Annotated in this window: 30 protein-coding genes; 2 read left to right on the forward strand and 28 right to left on the reverse strand. The window is 69.6% G+C overall.

Translation table 11 applies throughout. The features are described 5' to 3' along the window. The coding region (gene coaA, locus IH54_RS0134670) for a type I pantothenate kinase (protein ID WP_234344178.1) at window positions 1–1,073 on the forward strand (1,073 nt) is incomplete at its 5' end. A gap of 67 nt (window positions 1,074–1,140) precedes the next feature. Here coaA and glmM read toward each other — a convergent pair. The 4 genes from glmM to IH54_RS0134690 form a co-directional block, all read right to left on the reverse strand. After that, entirely contained in the window at window positions 1,141–2,499 is a 1,359-nt protein-coding gene (gene glmM, locus IH54_RS0134675) for a phosphoglucosamine mutase (RefSeq protein ID WP_031524741.1), read from the reverse strand. A gap of 364 nt (window positions 2,500–2,863) precedes the next feature. Further along, window positions 2,864–3,379, reverse strand: a complete 516-nt coding sequence (rpsI, locus tag IH54_RS0134680; RefSeq protein WP_031524743.1) for a 30S ribosomal protein S9 — start codon at window positions 3,377–3,379, stop codon at window positions 2,864–2,866. A 39-nt stretch (window positions 3,380–3,418) separates the two neighbouring features. Then, entirely contained in the window at window positions 3,419–3,862 is a 444-nt protein-coding gene (rplM, locus tag IH54_RS0134685) for a 50S ribosomal protein L13 (RefSeq protein WP_031524745.1), read from the reverse strand. A 270-nt stretch (window positions 3,863–4,132) separates the two neighbouring features. Continuing rightward, a complete protein-coding gene (locus IH54_RS0134690) occupies window positions 4,133–5,755 on the reverse strand; it encodes an ABC-F family ATP-binding cassette domain-containing protein (protein WP_031524747.1) in 1,623 nt (540 codons plus the stop codon). A 157-nt stretch (window positions 5,756–5,912) separates the two neighbouring features. Between IH54_RS0134690 and IH54_RS46370 the strand changes: the two genes are divergently transcribed. After that, a complete protein-coding gene (locus IH54_RS46370; RefSeq protein WP_199923514.1) occupies window positions 5,913–7,514 on the forward strand; it encodes a hypothetical protein in 1,602 nt (533 codons plus the stop codon). 242 nt (window positions 7,515–7,756) lie between these two features. Here the strand turns inward: IH54_RS46370 and truA are convergent, their stop codons facing one another. The 24 genes from truA to rplP all read right to left on the reverse strand — a co-directional run bounded on the left by truA (window position 7,757) and on the right by rplP (window position 21,440). After that, window positions 7,757–8,611 carry a tRNA pseudouridine(38-40) synthase TruA gene (gene truA, locus IH54_RS0134700; protein ID WP_031524751.1) on the reverse strand — a complete coding sequence of 285 codons (855 nt, stop codon included), beginning with the start codon at window positions 8,609–8,611 and terminating at the stop codon, window positions 7,757–7,759. Window positions 8,612–8,688: 77 nt separating this feature from the next. Continuing rightward, window positions 8,689–9,219, reverse strand: a complete 531-nt coding sequence (rplQ, locus tag IH54_RS0134705) for a 50S ribosomal protein L17 (protein ID WP_031524754.1) — start codon at window positions 9,217–9,219, stop codon at window positions 8,689–8,691. 307 nt (window positions 9,220–9,526) lie between these two features. Then, on the reverse strand, window positions 9,527–10,549 hold the full coding sequence (locus IH54_RS0134710) for a DNA-directed RNA polymerase subunit alpha (protein WP_031524756.1): 1,023 nt from the start codon (window positions 10,547–10,549) through the stop codon (window positions 9,527–9,529). Between the two features lie 154 nt (window positions 10,550–10,703). Then, complete coding sequence (rpsD, locus tag IH54_RS0134715; RefSeq protein ID WP_031524758.1) at window positions 10,704–11,330, reverse strand: 30S ribosomal protein S4; 627 nt, start codon at window positions 11,328–11,330, stop codon at window positions 10,704–10,706. 26 nt (window positions 11,331–11,356) lie between these two features. Next, entirely contained in the window at window positions 11,357–11,761 is a 405-nt protein-coding gene (gene rpsK, locus IH54_RS0134720; protein WP_003956432.1) for a 30S ribosomal protein S11, read from the reverse strand. Window positions 11,762–11,829: 68 nt separating this feature from the next. Further along, window positions 11,830–12,210 (reverse strand): 30S ribosomal protein S13, encoded by a 381-nt coding sequence (gene rpsM / locus IH54_RS0134725; RefSeq protein WP_031524761.1) that lies wholly within the window; start codon window positions 12,208–12,210, stop codon window positions 11,830–11,832. A 186-nt stretch (window positions 12,211–12,396) separates the two neighbouring features. Beyond that, window positions 12,397–12,510: a 50S ribosomal protein L36 gene (gene rpmJ, locus IH54_RS44970; RefSeq protein ID WP_003956441.1), complete on the reverse strand. Its 114-nt coding sequence runs from the start codon at window positions 12,508–12,510 to the stop codon at window positions 12,397–12,399. 27 nt (window positions 12,511–12,537) lie between these two features. Continuing rightward, the gene (gene infA / locus IH54_RS44975; protein WP_003956442.1) at window positions 12,538–12,759 is read right to left on the reverse strand and encodes a translation initiation factor IF-1; all 222 of its coding nucleotides are present in this window, start codon (window positions 12,757–12,759) and stop codon (window positions 12,538–12,540) included. Between the two features lie 131 nt (window positions 12,760–12,890). Next, the gene (map, locus tag IH54_RS0134740; protein WP_031524764.1) at window positions 12,891–13,727 is read right to left on the reverse strand and encodes a type I methionyl aminopeptidase; all 837 of its coding nucleotides are present in this window, start codon (window positions 13,725–13,727) and stop codon (window positions 12,891–12,893) included. A 134-nt stretch (window positions 13,728–13,861) separates the two neighbouring features. Further along, a complete protein-coding gene (locus tag IH54_RS0134745; RefSeq protein WP_031524766.1) occupies window positions 13,862–14,530 on the reverse strand; it encodes an adenylate kinase in 669 nt (222 codons plus the stop codon). Further along, window positions 14,530–15,846, reverse strand: coding sequence for a preprotein translocase subunit SecY (gene secY / locus IH54_RS0134750; protein WP_031524768.1), 1,317 nt, complete (start codon window positions 15,844–15,846; stop codon window positions 14,530–14,532). The genes IH54_RS0134745 and secY overlap by 1 nt, the downstream gene beginning before the upstream one ends. 223 nt (window positions 15,847–16,069) lie before the next feature. Next, window positions 16,070–16,522: a 50S ribosomal protein L15 gene (gene rplO, locus IH54_RS0134755; RefSeq protein ID WP_031524770.1), complete on the reverse strand. Its 453-nt coding sequence runs from the start codon at window positions 16,520–16,522 to the stop codon at window positions 16,070–16,072. Window positions 16,523–16,524: 2 nt separating this feature from the next. Then, entirely contained in the window at window positions 16,525–16,707 is a 183-nt protein-coding gene (rpmD, locus tag IH54_RS0134760) for a 50S ribosomal protein L30 (RefSeq protein ID WP_031524772.1), read from the reverse strand. Next, window positions 16,707–17,312, reverse strand: coding sequence for a 30S ribosomal protein S5 (rpsE, locus tag IH54_RS0134765; RefSeq protein ID WP_031524774.1), 606 nt, complete (start codon window positions 17,310–17,312; stop codon window positions 16,707–16,709). The genes rpmD and rpsE overlap by 1 nt, the downstream gene beginning before the upstream one ends. A gap of 49 nt (window positions 17,313–17,361) precedes the next feature. Beyond that, window positions 17,362–17,745: a 50S ribosomal protein L18 gene (rplR, locus tag IH54_RS0134770; RefSeq protein ID WP_031524776.1), complete on the reverse strand. Its 384-nt coding sequence runs from the start codon at window positions 17,743–17,745 to the stop codon at window positions 17,362–17,364. A 2-nt stretch (window positions 17,746–17,747) separates the two neighbouring features. Beyond that, window positions 17,748–18,287, reverse strand: a complete 540-nt coding sequence (gene rplF / locus IH54_RS0134775) for a 50S ribosomal protein L6 (protein WP_031524778.1) — start codon at window positions 18,285–18,287, stop codon at window positions 17,748–17,750. 21 nt (window positions 18,288–18,308) lie between these two features. After that, a complete protein-coding gene (rpsH, locus tag IH54_RS0134780; RefSeq protein ID WP_031524780.1) occupies window positions 18,309–18,707 on the reverse strand; it encodes a 30S ribosomal protein S8 in 399 nt (132 codons plus the stop codon). Window positions 18,708–18,917: 210 nt separating this feature from the next. Then, window positions 18,918–19,103 (reverse strand): type Z 30S ribosomal protein S14, encoded by a 186-nt coding sequence (locus tag IH54_RS0134785; protein WP_031524782.1) that lies wholly within the window; start codon window positions 19,101–19,103, stop codon window positions 18,918–18,920. Between the two features lie 2 nt (window positions 19,104–19,105). Beyond that, a complete protein-coding gene (gene rplE / locus IH54_RS0134790) occupies window positions 19,106–19,678 on the reverse strand; it encodes a 50S ribosomal protein L5 (RefSeq protein WP_031524784.1) in 573 nt (190 codons plus the stop codon). Next, window positions 19,678–20,001 carry a 50S ribosomal protein L24 gene (rplX, locus tag IH54_RS0134795; RefSeq protein WP_031524786.1) on the reverse strand — a complete coding sequence of 108 codons (324 nt, stop codon included), beginning with the start codon at window positions 19,999–20,001 and terminating at the stop codon, window positions 19,678–19,680. The genes rplE and rplX overlap by 1 nt, the downstream gene beginning before the upstream one ends. A 3-nt stretch (window positions 20,002–20,004) precedes the next feature. Next, window positions 20,005–20,373 (reverse strand): 50S ribosomal protein L14, encoded by a 369-nt coding sequence (rplN, locus tag IH54_RS0134800; RefSeq protein WP_031524788.1) that lies wholly within the window; start codon window positions 20,371–20,373, stop codon window positions 20,005–20,007. A 130-nt stretch (window positions 20,374–20,503) separates the two neighbouring features. Beyond that, on the reverse strand, window positions 20,504–20,788 hold the full coding sequence (rpsQ, locus tag IH54_RS0134805; protein ID WP_031524791.1) for a 30S ribosomal protein S17: 285 nt from the start codon (window positions 20,786–20,788) through the stop codon (window positions 20,504–20,506). Beyond that, window positions 20,788–21,021, reverse strand: a complete 234-nt coding sequence (gene rpmC / locus IH54_RS0134810) for a 50S ribosomal protein L29 (protein ID WP_031524793.1) — start codon at window positions 21,019–21,021, stop codon at window positions 20,788–20,790. The genes rpsQ and rpmC overlap by 1 nt, the downstream gene beginning before the upstream one ends. Continuing rightward, complete coding sequence (gene rplP, locus IH54_RS0134815; protein WP_031524795.1) at window positions 21,021–21,440, reverse strand: 50S ribosomal protein L16; 420 nt, start codon at window positions 21,438–21,440, stop codon at window positions 21,021–21,023. Before rplP ends, rpmC begins: the two co-directional genes overlap by 1 nt. Between the last annotated feature and the right edge of the window lie 2 nt (window positions 21,441–21,442).

Consider the following 21,442-nt stretch of genomic DNA (forward strand, 5'->3'; position numbering starts at 1 on the left):
CCCCCGCAACCCCCTCCCCGCCGCCCGAAGGCCCCACGCCGCCCGAAGGCCCCACGCCGGCCGCAGGCCCCACGCCGGCCGCAGGCCCGACGCACGCCGCAGGCCCGAAGTCGGCCCCAGGCCCGAGTCCGTTCGTCGACCTCACCCGGGACCAGTGGAGCGCCCTGCGCGACCGCACCCCCCTCCCGCTCACCGCCGCGGAAGTGGAGAAGCTGCGCGGCCTTGGTGACGTCATCGACCTCGCGGAGGTCGAGGAGGTCTACCTCCCGCTCTCCCGCCTGCTCAACCTCTACATCGCCGCCCACAGCGGCCTGCGCGGAGCCCTCAACACCTTCCTCGCGGGAACCGCCGGCGACGGCGGCGCCCCGCAGCCGGGCACGCCCTTCGTGATAGGCGTGGCCGGCAGCGTCGCGGTCGGGAAGTCGACCACCGCCCGCCTCCTCCAGGCACTGCTCGCGCGGTGGCCCGAGCACCCCCGGGTCGAGCTGGTCACGACCGACGGCTTCCTCCACCCGAACGCCGAGCTGGAGCGCCGCGGGCTGATGTCGCGCAAGGGCTTCCCGGAGTCATACGACCGGCGCGCGCTGACCCGGTTCGTCGCGGACGTGAAGTCCGGCAAGCCCGAGGTCACCGCCCCGGTGTACTCGCACCTGTCGTACGACATCGTGCCCGGCGAGCGGCTGGTGGTGCGCCGCCCGGACATCCTGATCGTCGAGGGGCTGAACGTGCTGCAGCCCGCGCTGCCCGGCAGGGACGGCCGCACCCGCGCGGGCCTCGCGGACTACTTCGACTTCAGCGTGTACGTCGACGCCCGCACCGAGGACATCGAGCAGTGGTACCTCGGCCGCTTCCGGAAGCTGCGCGAGACGGCGTTCCAGAACCCGGACTCGTACTTCACGAAGTACACCCGCGTCGCGGAGCCCGAGGCGATGGACTACGCCCGGATGATCTGGCGCACGATCAACCGCCCGAACCTGGAGGAGAACGTCCTCCCCACCCGCGGCCGCGCGACCCTGGTGCTGCGCAAGAACCAGGCCCACAAGGTCCGGCGCCTGTCGCTGCGCAAGCTCTAGGACGGGCCGCGCCCGGCGGGGGCGAGAACCCCCACCGGGCGCGGCCCGTCCGTCAGAGCCCCGGCGGTCAGCCCAGCGCCGACTTCACCGCGTCCGCGAGCCGGCCCGCGACCGCGCGCGCGTGGTCGATGTCCGCGGCCTCCACCATGACGCGTACCAGCGGCTCCGTCCCGGACGGGCGGAGCAGCACGCGACCGGTGTCACCCAGCTCGGCCTCGGCCTCGGCGACGGCGGCGGACAGCTCCGCGGAGGTGTGGACGCGGCTCTTGTCGACGTCGGGGACGTTGACGAGCACCTGCGGCAGGCGCTGCATGACGGACGCGAGGTCGGCCAGCGAGCGGCCGGTCTCGACGACGCGGGCGGCGAGCAGCAGGCCGGTCAGCGTGCCGTCGCCGGTCGTGGCGTGGTCGAGCACGATGACGTGCCCGGACTGCTCGCCGCCGAGCGCGTAGCCGTGCTCCTTCATGGACTCCAGGACGTAGCGGTCGCCGACCGCGGTCTGCACGAGGGTGATGCCCTCGCGCTCCATCGCGAGCTTGAAGCCCAGGTTGGACATGACCGTGCCGACGACGGTGTCGTGCCGCAGCTGGCCTCGCTCGCGCAGCGCGAGCGCGAGGATGGAGAGGATCTGGTCGCCGTCGACCTCCTCGCCGTTGCCGTCGACGGCGAGGCAGCGGTCGGCGTCGCCGTCGTGGGCGATGCCGAAGTGCGCGCCGTGTTCGAGGACGGCGGCCTTGAGCGGTTCGAGGTGGGTGGAGCCACAGCCGTCGTTGATGTTGAGGCCGTCGGGGCGGGCGCCGATCGTGATGATCTCGGCACCGGCCCGGGAGAAGGCCTCGGGCGACACGCGGGACGCGGCGCCGTGCGCCTCGTCGAGGACGACGGTGATGCCGTCGAGGCGGTTGGGCAGGACGCCGATGAGGTGGGCGACGTACTGGTCGAAGCCCTCGTCGTAGTCGCGGACGCGGCCGACGCCGTCACCGGTGGGGCGCACCCAGGGCGCACCGGTGCGGTGCTCCTCGTACAGCTTCTCGATGCGCTCTTCGAGGTCGTCGTCGAGCTTGTGGCCGCCGCGGGCGAGGAACTTCACGCCGTTGTCGGGCATCGCGTTGTGGCTCGCGGACAGCATGACGCCGAGGTCGGCGCCCAGCGCGCCGGTGAGATACGCCACCGCCGGGGTGGGCAGCACACCGACCCGCAGGACGTCCACACCCGCGCTCGCGAGGCCCGCGACGACGGCGGCCTCCAGGAATTCGCCCGAGGCGCGTGGATCGCGCCCGACCACCGCGACGGGCCGGTGCCCGGCGAAGCTGCCGGCCTCGGCGAGTACGTGCGCCGCGGCGACCGACAGGCCGAGCGCCATCTCGGCGGTGAGATCCGCGTTGGCGATGCCCCGCACCCCGTCGGTGCCGAAGAGTCGTCCCACTGTTGTGTCCTCCGATGTGTTACGGCTGCGCTGCCGTCTCGGCGATGTGCTGCGCCTGCGGCGCGCCCGCGGCGCGTCGTGCTGCACGGGCCTGCGCCGTCCGGTGCCGCCCGCGTCGTCCCGACACGGGCCTGGCAGCTCTTTGACGCCCGACGCCCTGCCTTTGGTTGTACCAGTCGTACAACCCGATGTCGCACAAGCGGACGTCCTACAACCCGATTAATACGCGCGCGACGCCCCATGCGAACGCCCCGGAGGCCATGGTGTGCCTCCGGGGCGTTGCGATACGGCTACGGCGTGCCGCCGACGACGGCGACCGCGCGTATGGCCCAGCCGAAGGGCCGACGGCGCAGAGCGCCGCCGATTAGCGCTTGCTGAACTGCGGCGCCTTGCGGGCCTTCTTCAGACCGGCCTTCTTCCGCTCGACCGCGCGGTCGTCACGGGTCAGGAAGCCGGCCTTCTTGAGCGGGCCGCGGTTGTTGTCGACGTCCGCCTCGTTGAGCGCACGGGCGACGCCCAGCCGCAGCGCACCGGCCTGGCCGGAGACGCCACCGCCGCTGATGCGGGCGATCACGTCGTAGCGGTTGTCGAGTTCGAGCACCTTGAAGGGCTCGTTGACTTCCTGCTGGTGCACCTTGTTCGGGAAGTAGCCCTCAAGGGTGCGGCCGTTGATCTTCCACTTGCCGCTGCCCGGGACGATCCGGACGCGGGCGATGGAACGCTTGCGGCGGCCGGTACCGGCAGCCGGCTGCGGGTCTCCGAAGCGCGAGGCGAGGGACTCGGAGGTGTACTCCCCCTCGACCGCCTCGGACTCGAAGGTAGTGATCTCCTCGTAGGACTCTTCGCCCTCGACGACGTTCTCGGCAGTGGTCTCAGCCACGACTCTCCTCTGATTCCTTCTGGTAGCTGGTGGCCGGAACTACTGCGCGACCTGGGTGATCTCGAACGGCACCGGCTGCTGAGCAGCGTGCGGGTGCTGGTCGCCCGAGTAGACCTTGAGCTTGGAGAGCATCTGACGGCCCAGGGTGTTCTTGGGGAGCATGCCCTTGACGGCCTTCTCGATGGCCTTCTCCGGAGCCTTGGCGAGCAGCTCGTCGTAGCGCACCGAACGCAGACCGCCCGGGTAACCGGAGTGGCGGTAGGCCATCTTCTGGGTGCGCTTGTTGCCCGAGAGGTGGATCTTGTCGGCGTTGATCACGATGACGAAGTCGCCGGTGTCCACGTGGGGCGCGTAAATGGGCTTGTGCTTGCCCCGGAGGAGGGTCGCGGCCTGGGTCGCCAGACGGCCCAGGACAACATCCTGCGCGTCGATGACGTGCCACTGGCGCTGAACGTCGCCGGGCTTGGGGCTGTACGTACGCACGGTCGTAGCCTTCGCTTCTTCTCAGTAGTGGTTTCTCCCGCTCGCCCGCGGGCCGCGGAAGAAGGGTCCTGACAAGGCCACCCGGACGATCACGACAGCCATGGCGGCACACGGCGACGCAACCGTGTCCCTGCCGCTGGTCATCGGCCCGGTGGACCGGCGTAAGGGCCCCTCACGTGAGATAGAGCAAGCCAATACGCATAACAAACCAAGAGGATACCCGGGCGCCCCCGGCAGGGTCAAAACGCGCCCCTTCGGGTGACGGGCCCCTCACCGCTCCCGTACGACCCGCGGCTCGTCCCACACCGGCTCCCTCGTCTCGCGTACGGTGCCGTCCGCCGCGAAGAGCAGGAAGCGGTCGAAGGTGCGGGCGAACCAGCGGTCGTGCGTCACCGCCAGCACCGTGCCGTCGTAGGACTCCAGGCCCTCCTGGAGGGCCTCCGCGGATTCCAGGTCCAGGTTGTCGGTGGGCTCGTCCAGCAGCAGGGCCGTGGTGCCCTGGAGCTCCATGAGCAGGATCTGGAAGCGGGCCTGCTGCCCGCCGGAGAGCTTGTCGAAGGGCTGGTCGCCCTGCCGCTCCAGCTCGTAGCGGCGCAGCACCGACATCGCGCGGCCGCGGTCGCGCGCGTGCTCGGCCCACAGGATGTCGACGAGGGTGCGGCCGGCCAGCTCGGGGTGGGCGTGCGTCTGCGCGAAGTGGCCGGGCACGACGCGCGCGCCCAGCTTGAAGTCGCCGGTGTGCGCCACACTGCCGTCCCCGGCGAGCAGCCGCAGGAAGTGCGACTTGCCGGAGCCGTTGGAGCCGAGCACCGCGACCCGCTCGCCGTAGAAGACCTCCAGGTCGAACGGTTTCATCAGGCCCGTGAGGCCGAGCTGCGCGCAGGTGACGGCGCGGACGCCGGTGCGGCCGCCCTTGAGCCGCATGCTGATCTCCTGCTCGCGCGGCGGCTCCTGCGGGGCGCCCGCGTCCTCGAAGCGCTTCAGCCGGGTCTGGGCCGCGTGGTAGCGGGAGGCCATGTCGGGGCTGTTGGCCGCCTGCTGCCGCAGCCGCAGCACGAGCGCCTTGAGCTTGGCGTGCTCCTCGTCCCAGCGGCGGCGCAGCTCCTCGAAGCGCGCGAAGCGCTCCTTGCGGGCGGCGTGGAAGGTGTCGAAGCCGCCGCCGTGCACCCACGCGGTGGCGCCGGTCGGGCCGGTCTCGACGCTGACGATCTTCTCGGCGGTGCGCGACAGCAACTCGCGGTCGTGGCTGACGAACAGGACGGTCTTGCGGGTCTGCGCGATCTGCTCCTCCAGCCACCGCTTGCCGGGCACGTCCAGATAGTTGTCCGGCTCGTCCAGCAGCAGCACCTCGTCGGGGCCGCGCAGCAGCGCTTCGAGCACCAGCCGCTTCTGCTCGCCGCCGGACAGCGTCCGCACCTCGCGCCACTGGGCCCGCTCGTACGGGACGCCGAGCGCGGCCATGGTGCACATGTCCCACAGCGTCTCGGCCTCGTAGCCGCGCGCCTCCGCCCAGTCGCCGAGCGCGTGGGCGTACGCCATCTGCGCGGGCTCGTCGTCCTGCGCCATGATCGCCAGCTCGGCCGCGTCGACGGCCTCGGCGGCGGCGCGGATACGCGGGTGGGCGACGGAGACCAGCAGGTCGCGGACGGTCGAGTCGTCGCGGACACTGCCGACGAACTGCCGCATCACGCCGAGCCCGCCGCTGGACGTGACGGCGCCGCCGTGCGGGGCGATCTCGCCGGAGATCAGCCGCAGCAGAGTGGTCTTCCCCGCGCCGTTCGCCCCGACGAGCGCGACGGCCGCGCCTTCCCCGACGCGGAAGGAGACGTCGCCGAGCAGCGCCCGCCCGTCCGGCAGGTAGTACTCCAGATGCGCTGCTTCCACATGTCCCATGCAGCCGATTGTCCCTGCCCGGCCGGATGCCCCCCAACCCGTTTTTGCCGCTCACCGGTCGCCGGGGAGCGGGCCCCGCGGACGGCCGCGGATACGGCGCCGGGGGCGGGGCCGGCGGCGGTAGGCCGGGGGGCGGCGCGGCAATATGATGCGCGACATGACCGATGGCCCCGGGCAGCAGCCACCGCAGGAACCGCGTCGCAACGCCGCCGACGGCGAGCGCGAAGTCCTTGAGGGACGTGTCATCCCCTCCCGCCGGAACTCCGCGGACCCGCGCGCGCAGTTCCGGCAGCAGACCTCGCCCCCGCAGGCTCCCGAGCCCGGCCCGGCCTGGTCCCCGCAGCCCGACGCGGGCGCGCAGTCCGCGCCGCCCGCCGAGCCCCGGCCGGGCGCGCCCTGGGCCCCCGGCCCGGGTGAGCAGCCACCCGCGCAGGACGCGCTGCCGCGCGACAACGACCCGGCGACGCAGGTCATCCGCCCCGTCCCGCGCCACCGCGGCCCCGCGGAGCAGCAGCCCCCGCAGGGCCCGGCCCCCGTCGAGCGCCCGGCGTACGCCGGCGAGCCCGCGCCCGCCCCGGCGCCCGGACCCGCTCCCGCGCAGCCGCAGCCGCAGCAGGCGTACGCGGCGACGCAGCAGACGCCGGTCGAGCCGCCGCCGTACGCGGGGCCGCAGCAGCCGCCGTACGCGGCGCAGGGGCAGGTCCCGGCCCAGGCCCAGGCGCCCGCGCCCGCTCCCGCCGAGCAGCAGCCGTACGTGCCGCCGCAGCAGCAACAGCCGCCGTCGCACTACGTCCCGACGCAGCCGTACGGGGCCCAGCCGCAGCAGCAGGCCCCCGCCCCGGCCCCGGCGCCCGCGCCCGCCCCGCAGCAGCCCGCGCCGAGCCGGCAGCAGGCCCCGGCACCCGCTCCGGCGACCTCCCCCGCCCCCGCCCCACGGCCGGACCGCGGCGGCGGCGACCTCGGCGGGACCCCCGACTGGAGCGCGCTCGCCGAGCAGCAGGAAGCTTCCGGCGCCCGCCGCAAGCGGGTCCTGATGCTCACCGGCGGGGCCGTCGCCGTCGCCGTGATCGCCGGAGGTGTCGCCACGGCCGTGGTGATGTCCGGCAAGAGCGGCGACGACAAGCCCGTCGCGTCCCCGTCCGCGTCCGGCAGCACGTCCGCGAGCCAGGAGCCGCTGCCGCCCGCCCCGTCCTTCTCCTCCGTCGCCCCGCCGCCGCCCGCGAACCCGCTCGACTACATCGGCACCGCCGCGAAGGACAAGGCGCCGCTCACCCCGGACAGCCTCTTCCCCGGCAAGCAGTTCGTGTGGGAGGGCCGCGCGTACGTCAAGACGAAGACCGACGTCACAACCTCCTGCGCGGCGAACGCCCGCGCCGCCCTCGCCCCGGCCCTCACCGCCAACGGCTGCCAGAAGCTCATCCGCGCCACGTACACGAACGGAGCGCTCGCCGTGACCGTCGGCGTGGCCGTCTTCGAGGACGCCGCCCACGCGAAGAAGGTCCAGGCCGTCTCCCAGTACGTCGCGCCCCTCAACGGCGGCGCCGTCCCCTCCTTCTGCCGCGGCGTCCGCTGCCAGATGACCTCCAACGCGGTCGGCCGCTACGCCTACTTCGCGATCTCCGGCTTCAAGAACGGCACGACGCTCGCCGCGAACGACACGGTGGGCAAGCAGGCGGCGAACGATGCGAGTGATTTCGCGTTCACGCGCATCGTCCAGCGCGGCAAGGACGCGGCTGCTGCGGATCCCGCTCGTCGGTAACCCCCGCGGCGGGGTGGCCCGGCGGCGTGCGCCCCGGACTGCCCCTCCCCGCGGGGCTCGGCAGCGTGCGCCCCGGACTGCCCCTTGCGGTGGGGTTCGCGACCGTCCGCCGGTGGTGGGCTGGTCGCGCAGTTCCCCGCGCCCCTGAAAACGCTCACCCTGCGCGACAAGCCGCGGACCCAGCGGCAGCCGCCCTGCAAGGGCAAGGGGCAGCCCCTTACTCGCCCGTACCCCGCGGAGCCTTACGCGCACGTACCCCGCGGAGCAAGCGTGCGGAGGTTGCGGGATTCGGCGTTGCGCTGCGCCAGCAGGTGGGGCGGGGGGTAGCCGACCTCTTCCAGGGTGAGGCCGTGGGGGCGGACGACGTTGACGGCGGAGTGGCGGACCCGTCCGGCAAGGACCTCCGCGGGGAAGCCGACGTGCTTGTGGCCGTCGCCGACGAGAATCATCGCCCCGACGAGCGCCCGCACCATGTTGTGGCAGAAGGCGTCGGCCTTCACCGTGGCGACGGCCACCCCGTCCTCCCGCCGCTCCCAGCTGACCTGGAGCAGCCGGCGGATCGTCGTCGCACCCTCCCGCTTCTTGCAGTAGGCGGCGAAGTCGTGCTCGCCGAGCAGCAGCTGCCCTGCCTCGTTCATGGCGGCGACGTCGACGGGCCGGTCGTGCCACAGGACGTGCCCGCGCAGCAGCGGGTCCACCCCGCCCGGGTGGTCCCCCACCCGGTAGGCGTACCGCCGCCAGATCGCGGAGAAGCGCGCGTCGAAGCCCGCGGGGGCCTCCGCGACGCCGAAGACCCGGACGTCCCACGGGAGCCGCCCGGCGAGCCGTCGCCGCAGCTTGTCCCGCTCGGCGTCCCACACCTCACCCGGCAGGTCGACGTGCGCGACCTGCCCCCGCGCGTGCACGCCCGCGTCCGTCCGCCCGGCCACGGTCAGCTCGACGGGCTCCGCGAGCCGCAGCACGGTGCGGATCGCGTCCTCCAGCTCCCCCTGCACGGTCCGCCGCTCCCGTTGCTTGGCCCACCCGGAGAAGTCGGCCCCGTCGTACGCCAGGTCCAGCCGGACCCGTACGGAGCCGGGTGCGGGCTCGTCGCTCACGATCAGTCCTCCTCAACAGGGAACGGACCCGCACCCCCGGGAGGGTGCGGGTCCGTTCCGTCGACCTGCGGGACGCCTCAGGCGTCCTTGGCCTCGTCCGACTCCTCGGACGGCTTGGCGTCCTCGGTGTCCTCGACGGTGTCGTTCTTGACCTCGGCGAGGGCGGCGTCGCCGGCCGCGTCCTTGGCCTTGTCCTTCGCGGAACGCTTGGTCGCGGCCTCGGCCTCGCCCACGGCGGACTGCTGGACGGTCAGGGCCTCGACCAGCTCGATGACCGCCATCGGGGCGTTGTCGCCGCGACGGGGGCCGACCTTGGTGATGCGGGTGTAACCACCCGGGCGGTTCTCGTACCGCGGGCCGATCTCGGTGAAGAGCGTGTGCACGATGCTCTTGTCCGTGATGACCTGCAGGACCTGGCGACGGTTGTGGATGTCGCCCTTCTTCGCCTTGGTGATCAGACGCTCCGCGACCGGGCGCAGCCGGCGCGCCTTGGCCTCGGTGGTGGTGATGCGGCCGTGCTCGAAGAGCGACTTCGCGAGGTTCGCGAGGAGCAGCTTCTCGTGCGCGGCGCTGCCGCCCAGACGGGCACCCTTGGCGGGCTGAGGCATGGGTCTTTCTCCTTCTTCGCTGCACCGGCCGTATCAGGTACCGATGTCAGTGCGAACCGGCTGGCCGCCGGCTCGTGTGTCCCGGGGCCGAGCCCCGGAGTCCCCAGGGCTGCCGCCCTGGGAGGCTTCCATTCTGCCCCGAGGGGCAACTACACAAGGGGCGCGCAGGCACCTCCCACGCGCCCCCGAAAACGCTCACCCCCCGCGGCAGGGGAACGCCCCGCCGCGGCAGCGGCAGAAACGCTCACCCTGCGCGGCAGGGAGACGTCCGCCCGGAACGGGGCGCGGAAAACGCACCCCGCAGGGGCTAGTACTGCTCGGTCTCGACGAAGCCCGCGTCCACGTCGTCGTCCGCGCCGAAGGCGTCGGCGGCGGCGGTGGGGTCGAATCCGGGCGGGCTGTCCTTGAGGGCCAGGCCCATGCCGGCCAGCTTCGCCTTGACCTCGTCGATCGACTTCGCGCCGAAGTTGCGGATGTCGAGCAGGTCCGCCTCGGAGCGGGCGACGAGCTCGCCGACCGAGTGGATGCCCTCGCGCTTGAGGCAGTTGTAGGAGCGGACGGTGAGCTCCAGCTCCTCGATCGGCAGGGCGAGGTCCGCGGCCAGGGCGGCGTCCGTGGGGGACGGGCCCATGTCGATGCCCTCGGCGTCGACGTTCAGCTCGCGGGCCAGGCCGAACAGCTCGACCAGGGTCTTGCCTGCGGACGCCATGGCGTCGCGCGGGCGCATGGCCTGCTTGGTCTCGACGTCGACGATGAGCTTGTCGAAGTCGGTGCGCTGCTCGACTCGGGTCGCCTCGACCTTGTAGGTGACCTTGAGCACCGGGCTGTAGATGGAGTCGACCGGGATGCGGCCGATCTCCTGGCCCTGCTGCTTGTTCTGGACCGCGGAGACGTAGCCGCGACCGCGCTCGACGGTCAGCTCCATCTCCAGCTTGCCCTTGGCGTTGAGGGTCGCCAGGACGAGGTCCGGGTTGTGCACCTCGACGCCGGCCGGCGGCGCGATGTCCGCGGCGGTGACGACACCCGGGCCCTGCTTGCGCAGGTACATCACGACCGGCTCGTCGTGCTCCGAGGAGACGACGAGCTGCTTGATGTTGAGGATGAGGTCGGTGACGTCCTCCTTGACACCCGGCACGGTGGTGAACTCGTGCAGGACGCCGTCGACCCGGATGGAGGTGACCGCGGCACCCGGGATCGAGGAGAGGAGCGTACGGCGCAGGGAGTTGCCGAGGGTGTAGCCGAAGCCCGGCTCCAGCGGCTCGATCACGAACCGGGAGCGGAATTCGTCGACGACCTCTTCGGTCAACGAGGGCCGCTGAGCGATCAGCATGGTGTGAGGTCCTTCTGTCGTGGGCGCCCGCTATTTGACGCCCCCTGTACTACGAGGGTACGGGCGGCGCGGCGAAACCGTCGGGTGACGGCGGCCGCACCGCCCGTGACCACGAGCTTTCCCGAAGAAAGTACAACGCTGTGACGTACAGCGATTACTTCGAGTAGAGCTCGACGATCAGCTGCTCCTGCACCTGGGTGTCGATCACCTGGCGCTCGGGCAGGCTGTGCACGAGGATCCGCAGCTTGCCCGCGTTGGCCTGGAGCCACGCCGGCACGGTCTTGTCGCCGGCCTCGCCCTGCGCCACCTGGAAGGGGGTCAGGGTGCGGGACGACTCGCGGACCTCGACGATGTCGTTCACGGCCACGCGCGCCGACGGGATGTCGTTCTTGCGGCCGTTGACGGTGATGTGTCCGTGACGGACCAGCTGACGGGCGTGGTCGCGGGACTTGGCGAAGCCGGCCCGGTAGACCACGTTGTCGAGGCGGGTCTCAAGGATGCGCAGAAGGTTCTCACCGGTCTTGCCGGACTTCTGGTTCGCTTCCTTGTAGTAGTTCACGAACTGCTTCTCGAGGACACCGTAGATACGCGCGCACTTCTGCTTCTCACGCAGCTGAAGCAGGTACTCGCTGTCCTTGGTGCGCCCGCGTCCGTGCTCACCCGGGGGGTAAGGACGGATCTCGATCGGGCACTTCGCGCTCTCGCACTTAGCTCCCTTGAGGAAGAGCTTCTGCTTTTCCCGACGGCATCGCTTGCAGTCGGCCCCGGTGTAACGCGCCATTGTCTCGTTTCTCCTGTGTCAGCTGGTCAGACGCGGCGGCGCTTCGGCGGGCGGCAGCCGTTGTGCGGGGTCGGGGTGACGTCCTGGATCGACCCGACCTCGAGGCCGGTGGCCTGGAGGGAGCGGATCGCGGTCTCGCGGCCGGAGCCGGGACCCTTCACGAAGACGTCGACCTTGCGCATGCCGTGCTCCTGCGCCCGGCGGGCTGCCGACTCGGCGGCCATCTGCGCGGCGAAGGGGGTGGACTTGCGCGAGCCCTTGAAGCCGACGTGGCCGGCGGAGGCCCAGGAGATCACGTTGCCCGAGGGGTCCGTGATCGAGACGATCGTGTTGTTGAACGTGCTCTTGATGTGCGCGTGACCGTGAGCGACGTTCTTCTTTTCCTTGCGGCGCACCTTCTTGGCTGCACCCTGACGGCCCTTAGGAGGCATGTGTCATCTTCCCGGTGAGGTGGTCGGTCCTACGAAGCGAAGACCGCGGATGGGGTCCTGCTTGCGGACTACTTCTTGCCCGGCTTCTTCTTGCCGGCAATCGCGCGACGCGGGCCCTTGCGGGTGCGGGCGTTGGTGTGAGTGCGCTGGCCGTGGACCGGAAGGCCACGGCGGTGGCGCAGACCCTGGTAGCAGCCGATCTCGACCTTGCGGCGGATGTCGGCCTGGATGGAACGACGGAGGTCACCCTCGGTCGTGTAGTTGTCGTCCACGTACTTGGCGATCTTGACGAGGTCTTCCTCGGCGAGGTCGCGCACGCGGACGTCGGGGCTCACACCGGTGTTCTTCAGGATCTCCTGGGCGCGGGAGCGCCCGACGCCGAAGACGTAGGTGAGGGCGATCTCCACGCGCTTCTCGCGCGGGAGGTCAACGCCTGAAAGGCGTGCCATGTGTCTGGCTCCTGGTGATTCGGAGGTCTTCCGCAGTGCCTGTTCCCGGCGGCCGTGTCAGGTACCGGCCGGGTCCCCGGCCTCCGCCGGGGGTGTCGTCGCCCTTGGAGCAGGGGACGGGCACTGCGTATGTACGGATGTGCGTCGCGCGAAGTTCTGCGGGGTGCAGAAGGTGGAGGTCGTGCGTCAGCCCTGGCGCTGCTTGTGGCGCAGGTTGTCGCAGATGACCATGACCCGGCCGTGGCGGCGGATCACCTTGCACTTGTCGCAGATCTTCTTGACGCTCGGCTTGACCTTCATGGGATCAGGTTCTCCGGGTCGTGAGATCTACTTGTAGCGGTAGACGATCCGTCCGCGCGTCAGGTCGTAGGGAGACAGCTCCACGACGACCCGGTCATCCGGGAGGATACGGATGTAGTGCATCCGCATCTTGCCGCTGATGTGCGCGAGGACCTTGTGACCGTTCTGCAGCTCCACCTTGAACATCGCGTTCGGCAGAGACTCGATCACGGTGCCCTCGATTTCGATGGCGCCTTGCTTTTTGGCCATGTCCTGCTTTCGGGATCGGCTACCTTGGTCGACTGCGGGCATGACGGAAGACATGCGAGAGCCGACGTGTCAGTCTACGACACGGTTCGAAGAAAGACGAATCCACTGTGTATGCCCGGACACGGTGATCATTACGCCACCGGATCGGGAGCGGTCGTGATGCCGTACTCGGCGAGCTTGGCACGGCCGCAGTCCGGCGCGGTCAGCACGAGCGGGCCCTCCTCGGTGAGGGCGACGGTGTGCTCCCAGTGCGAGGACCACGACCCGTCGTCGGACTTCACCGTCCACTCGTCCTCCAGCACATGGGTGCGCGGTGTGCCCAGCGTCACCATGGGCTCGATCGCCAGGCACAGCCCGGGGACGAGCTTGATGCCGCGGCCGCGCTTCTTCGTCACGTAGTTCAGCACGTGCGGCTCCATGTGCATCGCGGTGCCGATGCCGTGGCCGCCGTACTCCTCGACGATGCCGTACTTGCCGGACGCCGGGCGCGGCTGGCGGCGGATGTAGCCCTCGACGGCCTTGGAGATGTCCTCTAGCCTGTTGCCCTTGCGGAAGGCCGCGATGCCGGCCCACATCGACTCCTCCGTCACCCGGCTCAGCTCGATCAGCTCGGGGGCGTGACCGGTGCCGACGAAGGTGGTGAAGGCGGCGTCGCCGTGCCAGCCGTCGACGATCGCGCCGGCGTCGATGGCGATGATGTCGCCGTCCTTGAGCACGGTCTCGCGGTCCGGGATGCCGTGGACGACGACGTCGTTGACCGAGGTGCAGATGTTGCCGGGGAAGCCGCCGTAGCCGAGGAAGTTCGGCTTGGCGCCGTGGTCGGCGATGACCTTGGCGGCGACCTCGTCGAGGTCCTTGGTGGTCGCGCCGGGCACGGCCGCGGCGCGGGTCGCCTCGTGGATCGCGGCCACGACCAGTCCGGCCCGCCGCATCGTGGCGATCTGCTCGGGGGTCTTGATCTCCACCATGCGGCTGACGCCTTCCTCGGGTCGTGGGGGGGTTGCGGGAGGTGCGGGGGTACGGAAAAAGGGCTCGTTCAACGATACGGCCGTGGTGCCCGGTCGGGCACCACGGCCGTACGTCTCGCTGCTGCCGGTCGCGCCTAGGCGGCGCCGTCCGCCCGTCGGTCCTGGAGGGCGGTCATCGCACGGGCGGTGACCTCCTCGACGGAACCGAGCGCGGAGATCGTGACCACCAGGTTCTGCCGCTTGTAGTAGTCGATGATCGGCTCGGTCTCGCGGTGGTAGACGTCGAGGCGGTTGCGCACCTTGTCCTCGGCGTCGTCGCTGCGCTGGTACAGCTCGCCGCCGCACGCGTCGCACACGCCCTCGGCCGCGGGCTTCTTGTACTCGACGTGGAAGACGTGGGCGCTGTTGTTGCGGCACACCCGGCGGCCGGCGATGCGCTTGACCACCTCGTCCTCGGGGACCTCCAGGTCCAGCACGCCGTCCAGCGTGAGGCCGTGGGCACCGAGGTAGGCGTCGAGCGCCTGGGCCTGGTGCTCGTTGCGCGGGAAGCCGTCGAGCAGGAAGCCCTCGGCGGCGTCGGGTGCGTTCAGGCGGTCCTCGGCCATGCCGATGGTGACCTCGTCGGGGACCAGGTCGCCCGCGTCCATGTAGGCCTTCGCCTGCTTGCCGAGGTCGGTGCCCTGGCTGATGTTGGCGCGGAAGAGGTCGCCCGTGGAGATGTGCGGGATCGACAAACTCTTGGTGAGGACCTCAGCCTGTGTCCCCTTGCCCGCGCCGGGCGGCCCGACCAGGACGATACGCATCAGCGGAGGAACCCTTCGTAGTTACGCTGCTGGAGCTGGCTCTCGATCTGCTTCACGGTTTCCAGACCCACACCCACGATGATGAGGATGCTGGTGCCGCCGAGCGGGAAGTTGCCGTTGCTCCCGTTGAAGATCGCGATGGCGACCGTCGGCACGAGTGCGATGAGACCCAGGTACAGCGAGCCCGGCCACGTGATGCGGTTCAGCACGTAGCTCAGGTATTCGGCGGTGGGGCGACCTGCCCGGATGCCCGGAATGAACCCACCATACTTCTTCATGTTGTCGGCGACTTCCTCGGGGTTGAAGGAGATCGCGACGTAGAAGAAGGCGAAGAACACGATCAGCAGGAAGTAGGCCGCCATGTAGATCGGGTGGTCGCCCTTGGTGAAGTTCCGGCTGATCCACTGCGCCCAGCCGGCCGTCGAACCGGAGAACTGCACGATCAGCGCCGGGATGTACAGCAGCGACGAGGCGAAGATGACCGGGATGACACCGGCCTGGTTGACCTTGAGCGGGATGTACGTGGACGTGCCGCCGTAGGACCGCCGGCCGATCATGCGCTTGGCGTACTGCACCGGGATCCGGCGTTGGGCCTGTTCGACGAAGACCACGAGGCCGACGATCGCCAGGCCGACCGCGATGACGGCGAAGAACTCGACCCAGCCGCCGGCGATGGTGCCGGACACCTTGATCGCCCACAGGTTGCCGGGGAAGCCGGCCGCGATGGAGACGAACATCAGGATCGACATGCCGTTGCCGATGCCGCGGTCGGTCACCAGCTCGCCCAGCCACATGATCATCACGGTGCCCGCGGTCATCGTCGTGACCATGGTGATGGTGGTGAAGATCGACTGGTTGGGCACGATGCCGCTGGCCTCGTTGCAGCCGGAGAACAGGCTGCCGGAGCGGGCGGTGGCCACCAGGCCGGTGCCCTGCAGCACCGCGAGGGCGACGGTCAGGTACCGCGTGTACTGCGTGATCTTCGTGGTACCGGCCTGGCCCTCCTTCTTCAGGGCCTCCAGGCGCGGGATGACCACGGTCAGCAGCTGCAGGATGATGCTCGCGGTGATGTACGGCATGATGCCGAGCGCGAAGATCGTCAGCTGGAGCAGCGCGCCACCGCTGAACATGTTCACCAGACCGAAGAGGCTGTTGTTGCCCTTCGTCTCGCTCACACACTTGTTGACGATCGTGTAGTCGACGCCTGGGACCGGGACGTGCGCCCCGAGGCGGTAGACCACCACGATGCCCAACGTGAACAGCAGCTTCTTGCGCAGGTCGGGCGTCCTGAACGCCCGTGCGAACGCGGTGAGCACGGTGCCTCCTGCACCCCCCGCGACAGCGCGGGCGGACGGTTTTGAGGTATCTGACGACACTGACGGGGTCTGGCGGTAGCACAAAGATGACAGCAGCGTCGGTCAGCCTACCGGCGACGTAGCCCCGCAAGGAATGACCAACCGGGGAAGGAAATCACAGGAACGCACGACCGGGGACGCTCTGGTCTGTTCAGAGCGTCCCCGGTCGTGGTGGGCATCGGGCTCAGACGAGCTCGGTGACCGTGCCGCCGGCAGCGGCGATCTTCTCCTTGGCGGAGCCGGAGACCGCGTCAACGGTCACCTGCAGCGCCACGGAGACCTCGCCGGTGCCGAGCACCTTGACGAGCTGGTTCTTGCGCACCGCACCCTTGGCGACCAGGCCGGCCACCGTCACCTCGCCACCCTCCGGGTAGAGGGCAGCGAGCTTGTCCAGGTTGACGACCTGGTACTCGGTACGGAACGGGTTCTTGAAGCCCTTGAGCTTCGGGAGGCGCATGTGGAGGGGCATCTGCCCGCCCTCGAAGCGCTCCGGAACCTGGTAGCGGGCCTTGGTGCCCTTGGTGCCACGACCGGCCGTCTTGCCCTTGGACGCCTCGCCGCGACCCACACGGGTCTTGGCGGTCTTGGCGCCCGGGGCCGGACGGAGGTTGTGGATCTTGATCGGGTTGTCACCCATGATCAGTCGACCTCCTCGACCGTGACGAGGTGGCGGACGGTGTGGACCATGCCGCGGATCTCCGGGCGGTCCTCCTTGACCACGACGTCGTGCAGGCGCTTGAGCCCGAGCGAACGCAGGGTGTCACGGTGGTTCTGCTTGCTGCCGATGTAGGACTTGGTCTGCGTGACCTTGAGGCGCGCCATCAGACACCCACCCCGGCACGAGCCCGCAGCAGGGCGGCGGGCGCGACGTCCTCGATCGGCAGACCGCGGCGGGCGGCGATCTCCTCGGGGCGCTGCAGCCCCTGGAGCGCGGCCACCGTGGCGTGCACGATGTTGATCGCGTTGTCCGAGCCGAGGCTCTTGGACAGCACGTCGTGGATGCCCGCGCACTCCAGCACGGCGCGCACCGGGCCACCGGCGATCACACCGGTACCGGGGGAAGCCGGCTTGAGCAGGACGACGCCCGCGGCCTTCTCGCCCTGGATGGGGTGCGGGATGGTGCCCTGGATACGGGGGACCTTGAAGAAGTGCTTCTTGGCCTCCTCCACACCCTTGGCGATGGCGGCCGGCACCTCCTTGGCCTTGCCGTAGCCGACACCCACGGTGCCGTCACCGTCGCCCACCACGACCAGCGCGGTGAAGCTGAAGCGACGACCACCCTTCACAACCTTGGCGACGCGGTTGATCGCGACGACCCGCTCGACGTAAGCGGTCTTCTCGGCCTGCTGGCCGCCGTCCCGCCTGTCCTTACGGTCCCGCCGCTCGCCGCCACCGGCACCGCTTCCGCGGCGCTGGGGTCCAGCCATTGGAATTACCTCTCGATCCTTTTAGCGTTTCTCCGCTGGTGACGGACGGCTAGAACTTCAGGCCGGCTTCACGGGCGGCGTCCGCGAGGGCGGCGATGCGCCCCGCGTACTGGTTGCCGCCACGGTCGAACACGACGGCCTCGACGCCCTGGGCCTTCGCACGCTCGGCCACGAGCTGGCCGACCTGCTTCGCCTTGGCGCTCTTGTCGCCTTCGCCGCCGCGGATGGACGCGTCGAGGGTCGACGCCGACGCGAGCGTGTGGCCCGCGAGGTCGTCGATGACCTGGGCGACGATGCCGCGGTTGGAACGCGTCACGACCAGGCGCGGGCGCTCGGGCGTACCCGAAATGCGCTTGCGGACCCGGATGTGGCGACGCTTGATCGCAGCGCCCTTGTACGCCTTGCCCTTGGCGATCTTCACACCGTATGCCATGGCTACTTACCAGCCTTTCCGACCTTGCGGCGGATGACCTCGCCGGCGTACTTGACGCCCTTGGCCTTGTACGGGTCGGGCTTGCGCAGCTTGCGGATGTTCGCCGCGACCTCGCCCACCTTCTGCTTGTCGATGCCCTCGACGGAGAACTTCACCGGGGACTCGACCTTGAAGGAGATGCCCTCGGGGGCCTCGACGAGAATCGGGTGGCTGTAGCCCAGGGCGAACTCCAGGTTGGAGCCCTTCGCCTGGACGCGGTAGCCGACACCGCTGATTTCGAGCTGCTTGCTGTAGCCCGCGGTCACGCCGGTGATCATGTTCGCCACCAGCGTGCGGGACAGGCCGTGCAGGGCCTTCGAGACACGCTCGTCGTTGGGGCGGGTGACCAGCAGAGTGCCGTCCTCGCCCTTGGCGATGTCGATCGGCGCGGCAACGGTGTGGGTGAGCGAGCCCTTGGGGCCCTTCACCAGCACCGTGCGGCCGTCGATGGTGACGTCCACTCCGGCGGGAACCGAGATGGGCAGCTTGCCGATGCGCGACATTGCTTTACCTCGCTTTCCCGGTTACCAGACGTAGGCGAGGACTTCCCCACCCACGCCCTTCTTCTGAGCCTGCTGGCCGGTGAGCAGCCCGTGCGACGTGGAGATGATCGCCACGCCGAGGCCGCCGAGCACCTTCGGCAGATTGGTGGACTTTGCGTAGACCCGCAGACCCGGCTTGCTGATCCGCTTGATGCCGGCGATCGAACGCTCGCGGTTGGGGCCGAACTTCAGCTCGAGGACGAGGTTCTTGCCGACCTCGGCGTCCTCGACCTTCCAGCCGGTGATGTAGCCCTCCTGCTGGAGGATCTCCGCGATGTGCGACTTGATCTTGCTGTGCGGCATCACGACGTCGTCGTGGTACGCCGAGTTCGCGTTACGCAGACGGGTCAGCATGTCTGCGATGGGGTCGGTCATGGTCATGAAGTGGCCCTGGGCCTCTCTCGCCGGGGTTTCCTGGTGCGACGTCCCTCTCCCCCGGCTGTGCGGGGACGGGTGCGATGCGGTGGACCTACGGCGTAGTAAGTCGATGCGGGCGGCGAACGCCCAACCCTTCTACCTTACGGGAAGAAGAGCGGGGCGCTCACCGGCCCAACTGCTTACCGAGAGTCCTGGTGATCCGGGGAACCGGATCTACCAGGAGCTCTTGGTCACGCCCGGCAGCTCGCCACGGTGCGCCATCTCACGGAGGCACACGCGGCACAGGCCGAACTTGCGGTAGACGGAGTGCGGCCGGCCGCAGCGCTGGCAGCGGTTGTACGCGCGCACCGCGAACTTGGGCTTGCGCGAGGCCTTGGAGATCAGTGCCTTCTTAGCCACGGTCAGTTCTCCTTGAACGGGAAGCCGAGGTGACGCAGCAGGGCACGGCCCTCGGCGTCGTTGACCGCCGTGGTGACCACGGTGATGTCCATGCCCCGGACCCGGTCGATCTTGTCCTGGTCGATCTCGTGGAACATGACCTGCTCCGTGAGACCGAAGGTGTAGTTGCCGCGGCCGTCGAACTGCTTGGGCGACAGGCCCCGGAAGTCGCGGATACGCGGCAGCGCCAGCGACAGCAGCCGGTCCAGGAACTCCCACATGCGGTCGCCGCGCAGCGTGACGTGCGCACCGATCGGCTGGCCCTCACGCAGCTTGAACTGCGCGATGGACTTGCGGGCCTTGGTGACCTGCGGCTTCTGGCCGGTGATCGTGGCGAGGTCGCGGATCGCGCCCTCGATCAGCTTGGAGTCGCGGGCGGCGTCGCCCACACCCATGTTGACCACGATCTTGGTCAGACCGGGGATCTGCATGACGTTCTCGTAGGAGAACTCGTCGCGCAGCTTGCCCGCGATCTCCTCGCGGTAGCGCGTCTTGAGACGCGGCGCCGTACGCGTGGTTTCGGTGGCGGTGCTCATCAGATGTCCTCACCGGTCCGCTTGGCAACGCGGATCTTGTTGCCCTCGTCGTCGAAGCGGTAGCCGACGCGGGTCACGACCTTCTTGCCGTCCTTCTCCACCACCAGCTGAACGTTGCTGACGTGGATGGGGGCCTCGGTGGTGATGATGCCGCCGGTCTGCGAACCACGGTCGGTCTGGCCGGCCTTGGTGTGCTTCTTGACCCGGTTGACACCCTCGACGAGGACCCGGTCCTGAGCGGGGTAGGCCACGATGACCTTGCCCTGCTTGCCCTTGTCCTTACCGGTGATGACCTGGACCAGGTCGCCCTTCTTGATCTTCATCGGTTACAGCACCTCCGGCGCGAGCGAGACGATCTTCATGAACTTCTTCTCGCGCAGCTCACGGCCGACCGGGCCGAAGATACGGGTGCCGCGGGGGTCGCCGTCGTTCTTGAGGATGACGGCGGCGTTCTCGTCGAACCGGATGTACGAGCCGTCGGCGCGACGGCGCTCCTTGACGGTCCGGACGATGACCGCCTTGACGACCTCGCCCTTCTTCACGTTGCCACCGGGGATCGCGTCCTTGACGGTGGCGACGATGACGTCACCGATTCCCGCGTAGCGGCGACCCGAGCCACCGAGAACACGGATGCAAAGGATCTCCTTGGCACCAGTGTTGTCGGCGACACGCAGTCGCGACTCCTGCTGGATCACGTCTTACTCCTGAAGTGTCGCGTCGGTTCCCGGCAGCCACGCAAGCCGGCCTGCGTGGACGACTTGCGTGGGCTGCCGAGCCTGACGGAACGGTCCTGAGCGGGTGCGCCCGCTCAGGGATTACTCGGCCTTACTTGGCCTTCTCAAGGATCTCCACGACGCGCCACCGCTTGGTGGCGGACAGCGGCCGGGTCTCCATCAGGAGGACGCGGTCGCCGACGCCTGCGGCGTTCTGCTCGTCGTGGGCCTTCAGCTTGTTGGTGCGGCGGATGACCTTGCCGTACAGGGCGTGCTTGACGCGGTCCTCGACGGCGACGACGACGGTCTTGTCCATCTTGTCGCTGACGACCAGACCCTCACGGGTCTTGCGGAAGCCCCGCTGCTCGCTGCTCTCAGTCACATTCTTCTCGCTCATCAGGCGCTCTCCACCGTCTCCACCGTCTCGATGCCCAGCTCGCGCTCACGCATGAGGGTGTAGATCCGGGCGATGTCCTTGCGGACGACCCTGAGCCGGCTGTTGTTCTCAAGCTGCCCGGTGGCCGCCTGGAAGCGGAGGTTGAACAGCTCCTCCTTGGCCTCACGCAGCTTCGCGACGAGCTCCTCGTCGCCGAGCTGGCGCAGCTCGGTCACCTTGGTACCGGCGGCCATCACGCCTCACCTGCCTCGCGCCGCACGATGCGGCACTTCATCGGAAGCTTGTGCGCGGCGCGGGTGAGCGCCTCGCGCGCAGTCTTCTCGTTCGGGAACGACAGCTCGAACATCACCCGACCGGGCTTGACGTTCGCCACCCACCACTCGGGCGAGCCCTTGCCGGAACCCATGCGGGTCTCGGCGGGCTTCTTCGTCAGCGGGCGGTCCGGGTAGATGTTGATCCAGACCTTGCCGCCGCGCTTGATGTGGCGCGTGATGGAGATACGAGCGGACTCGATCTGCCGGTTGGTCACGTACGCCGGGGTCACGGCCTGCAGGCCGTACTCACCGAACGCCAGCTCGGTGCCGCCCTTGGCCATGCCGTCACGCTTGGGGTGGTGCTGCTTGCGGTGCTTGACCCTGCGGGGGATCAGCATTG

Origin of the sequence: Streptomyces sp. NRRL F-5123, assembly GCF_000721495.1 — a bacterium.
Taxonomy (GTDB): domain Bacteria; phylum Actinomycetota; class Actinomycetes; order Streptomycetales; family Streptomycetaceae; genus Actinacidiphila.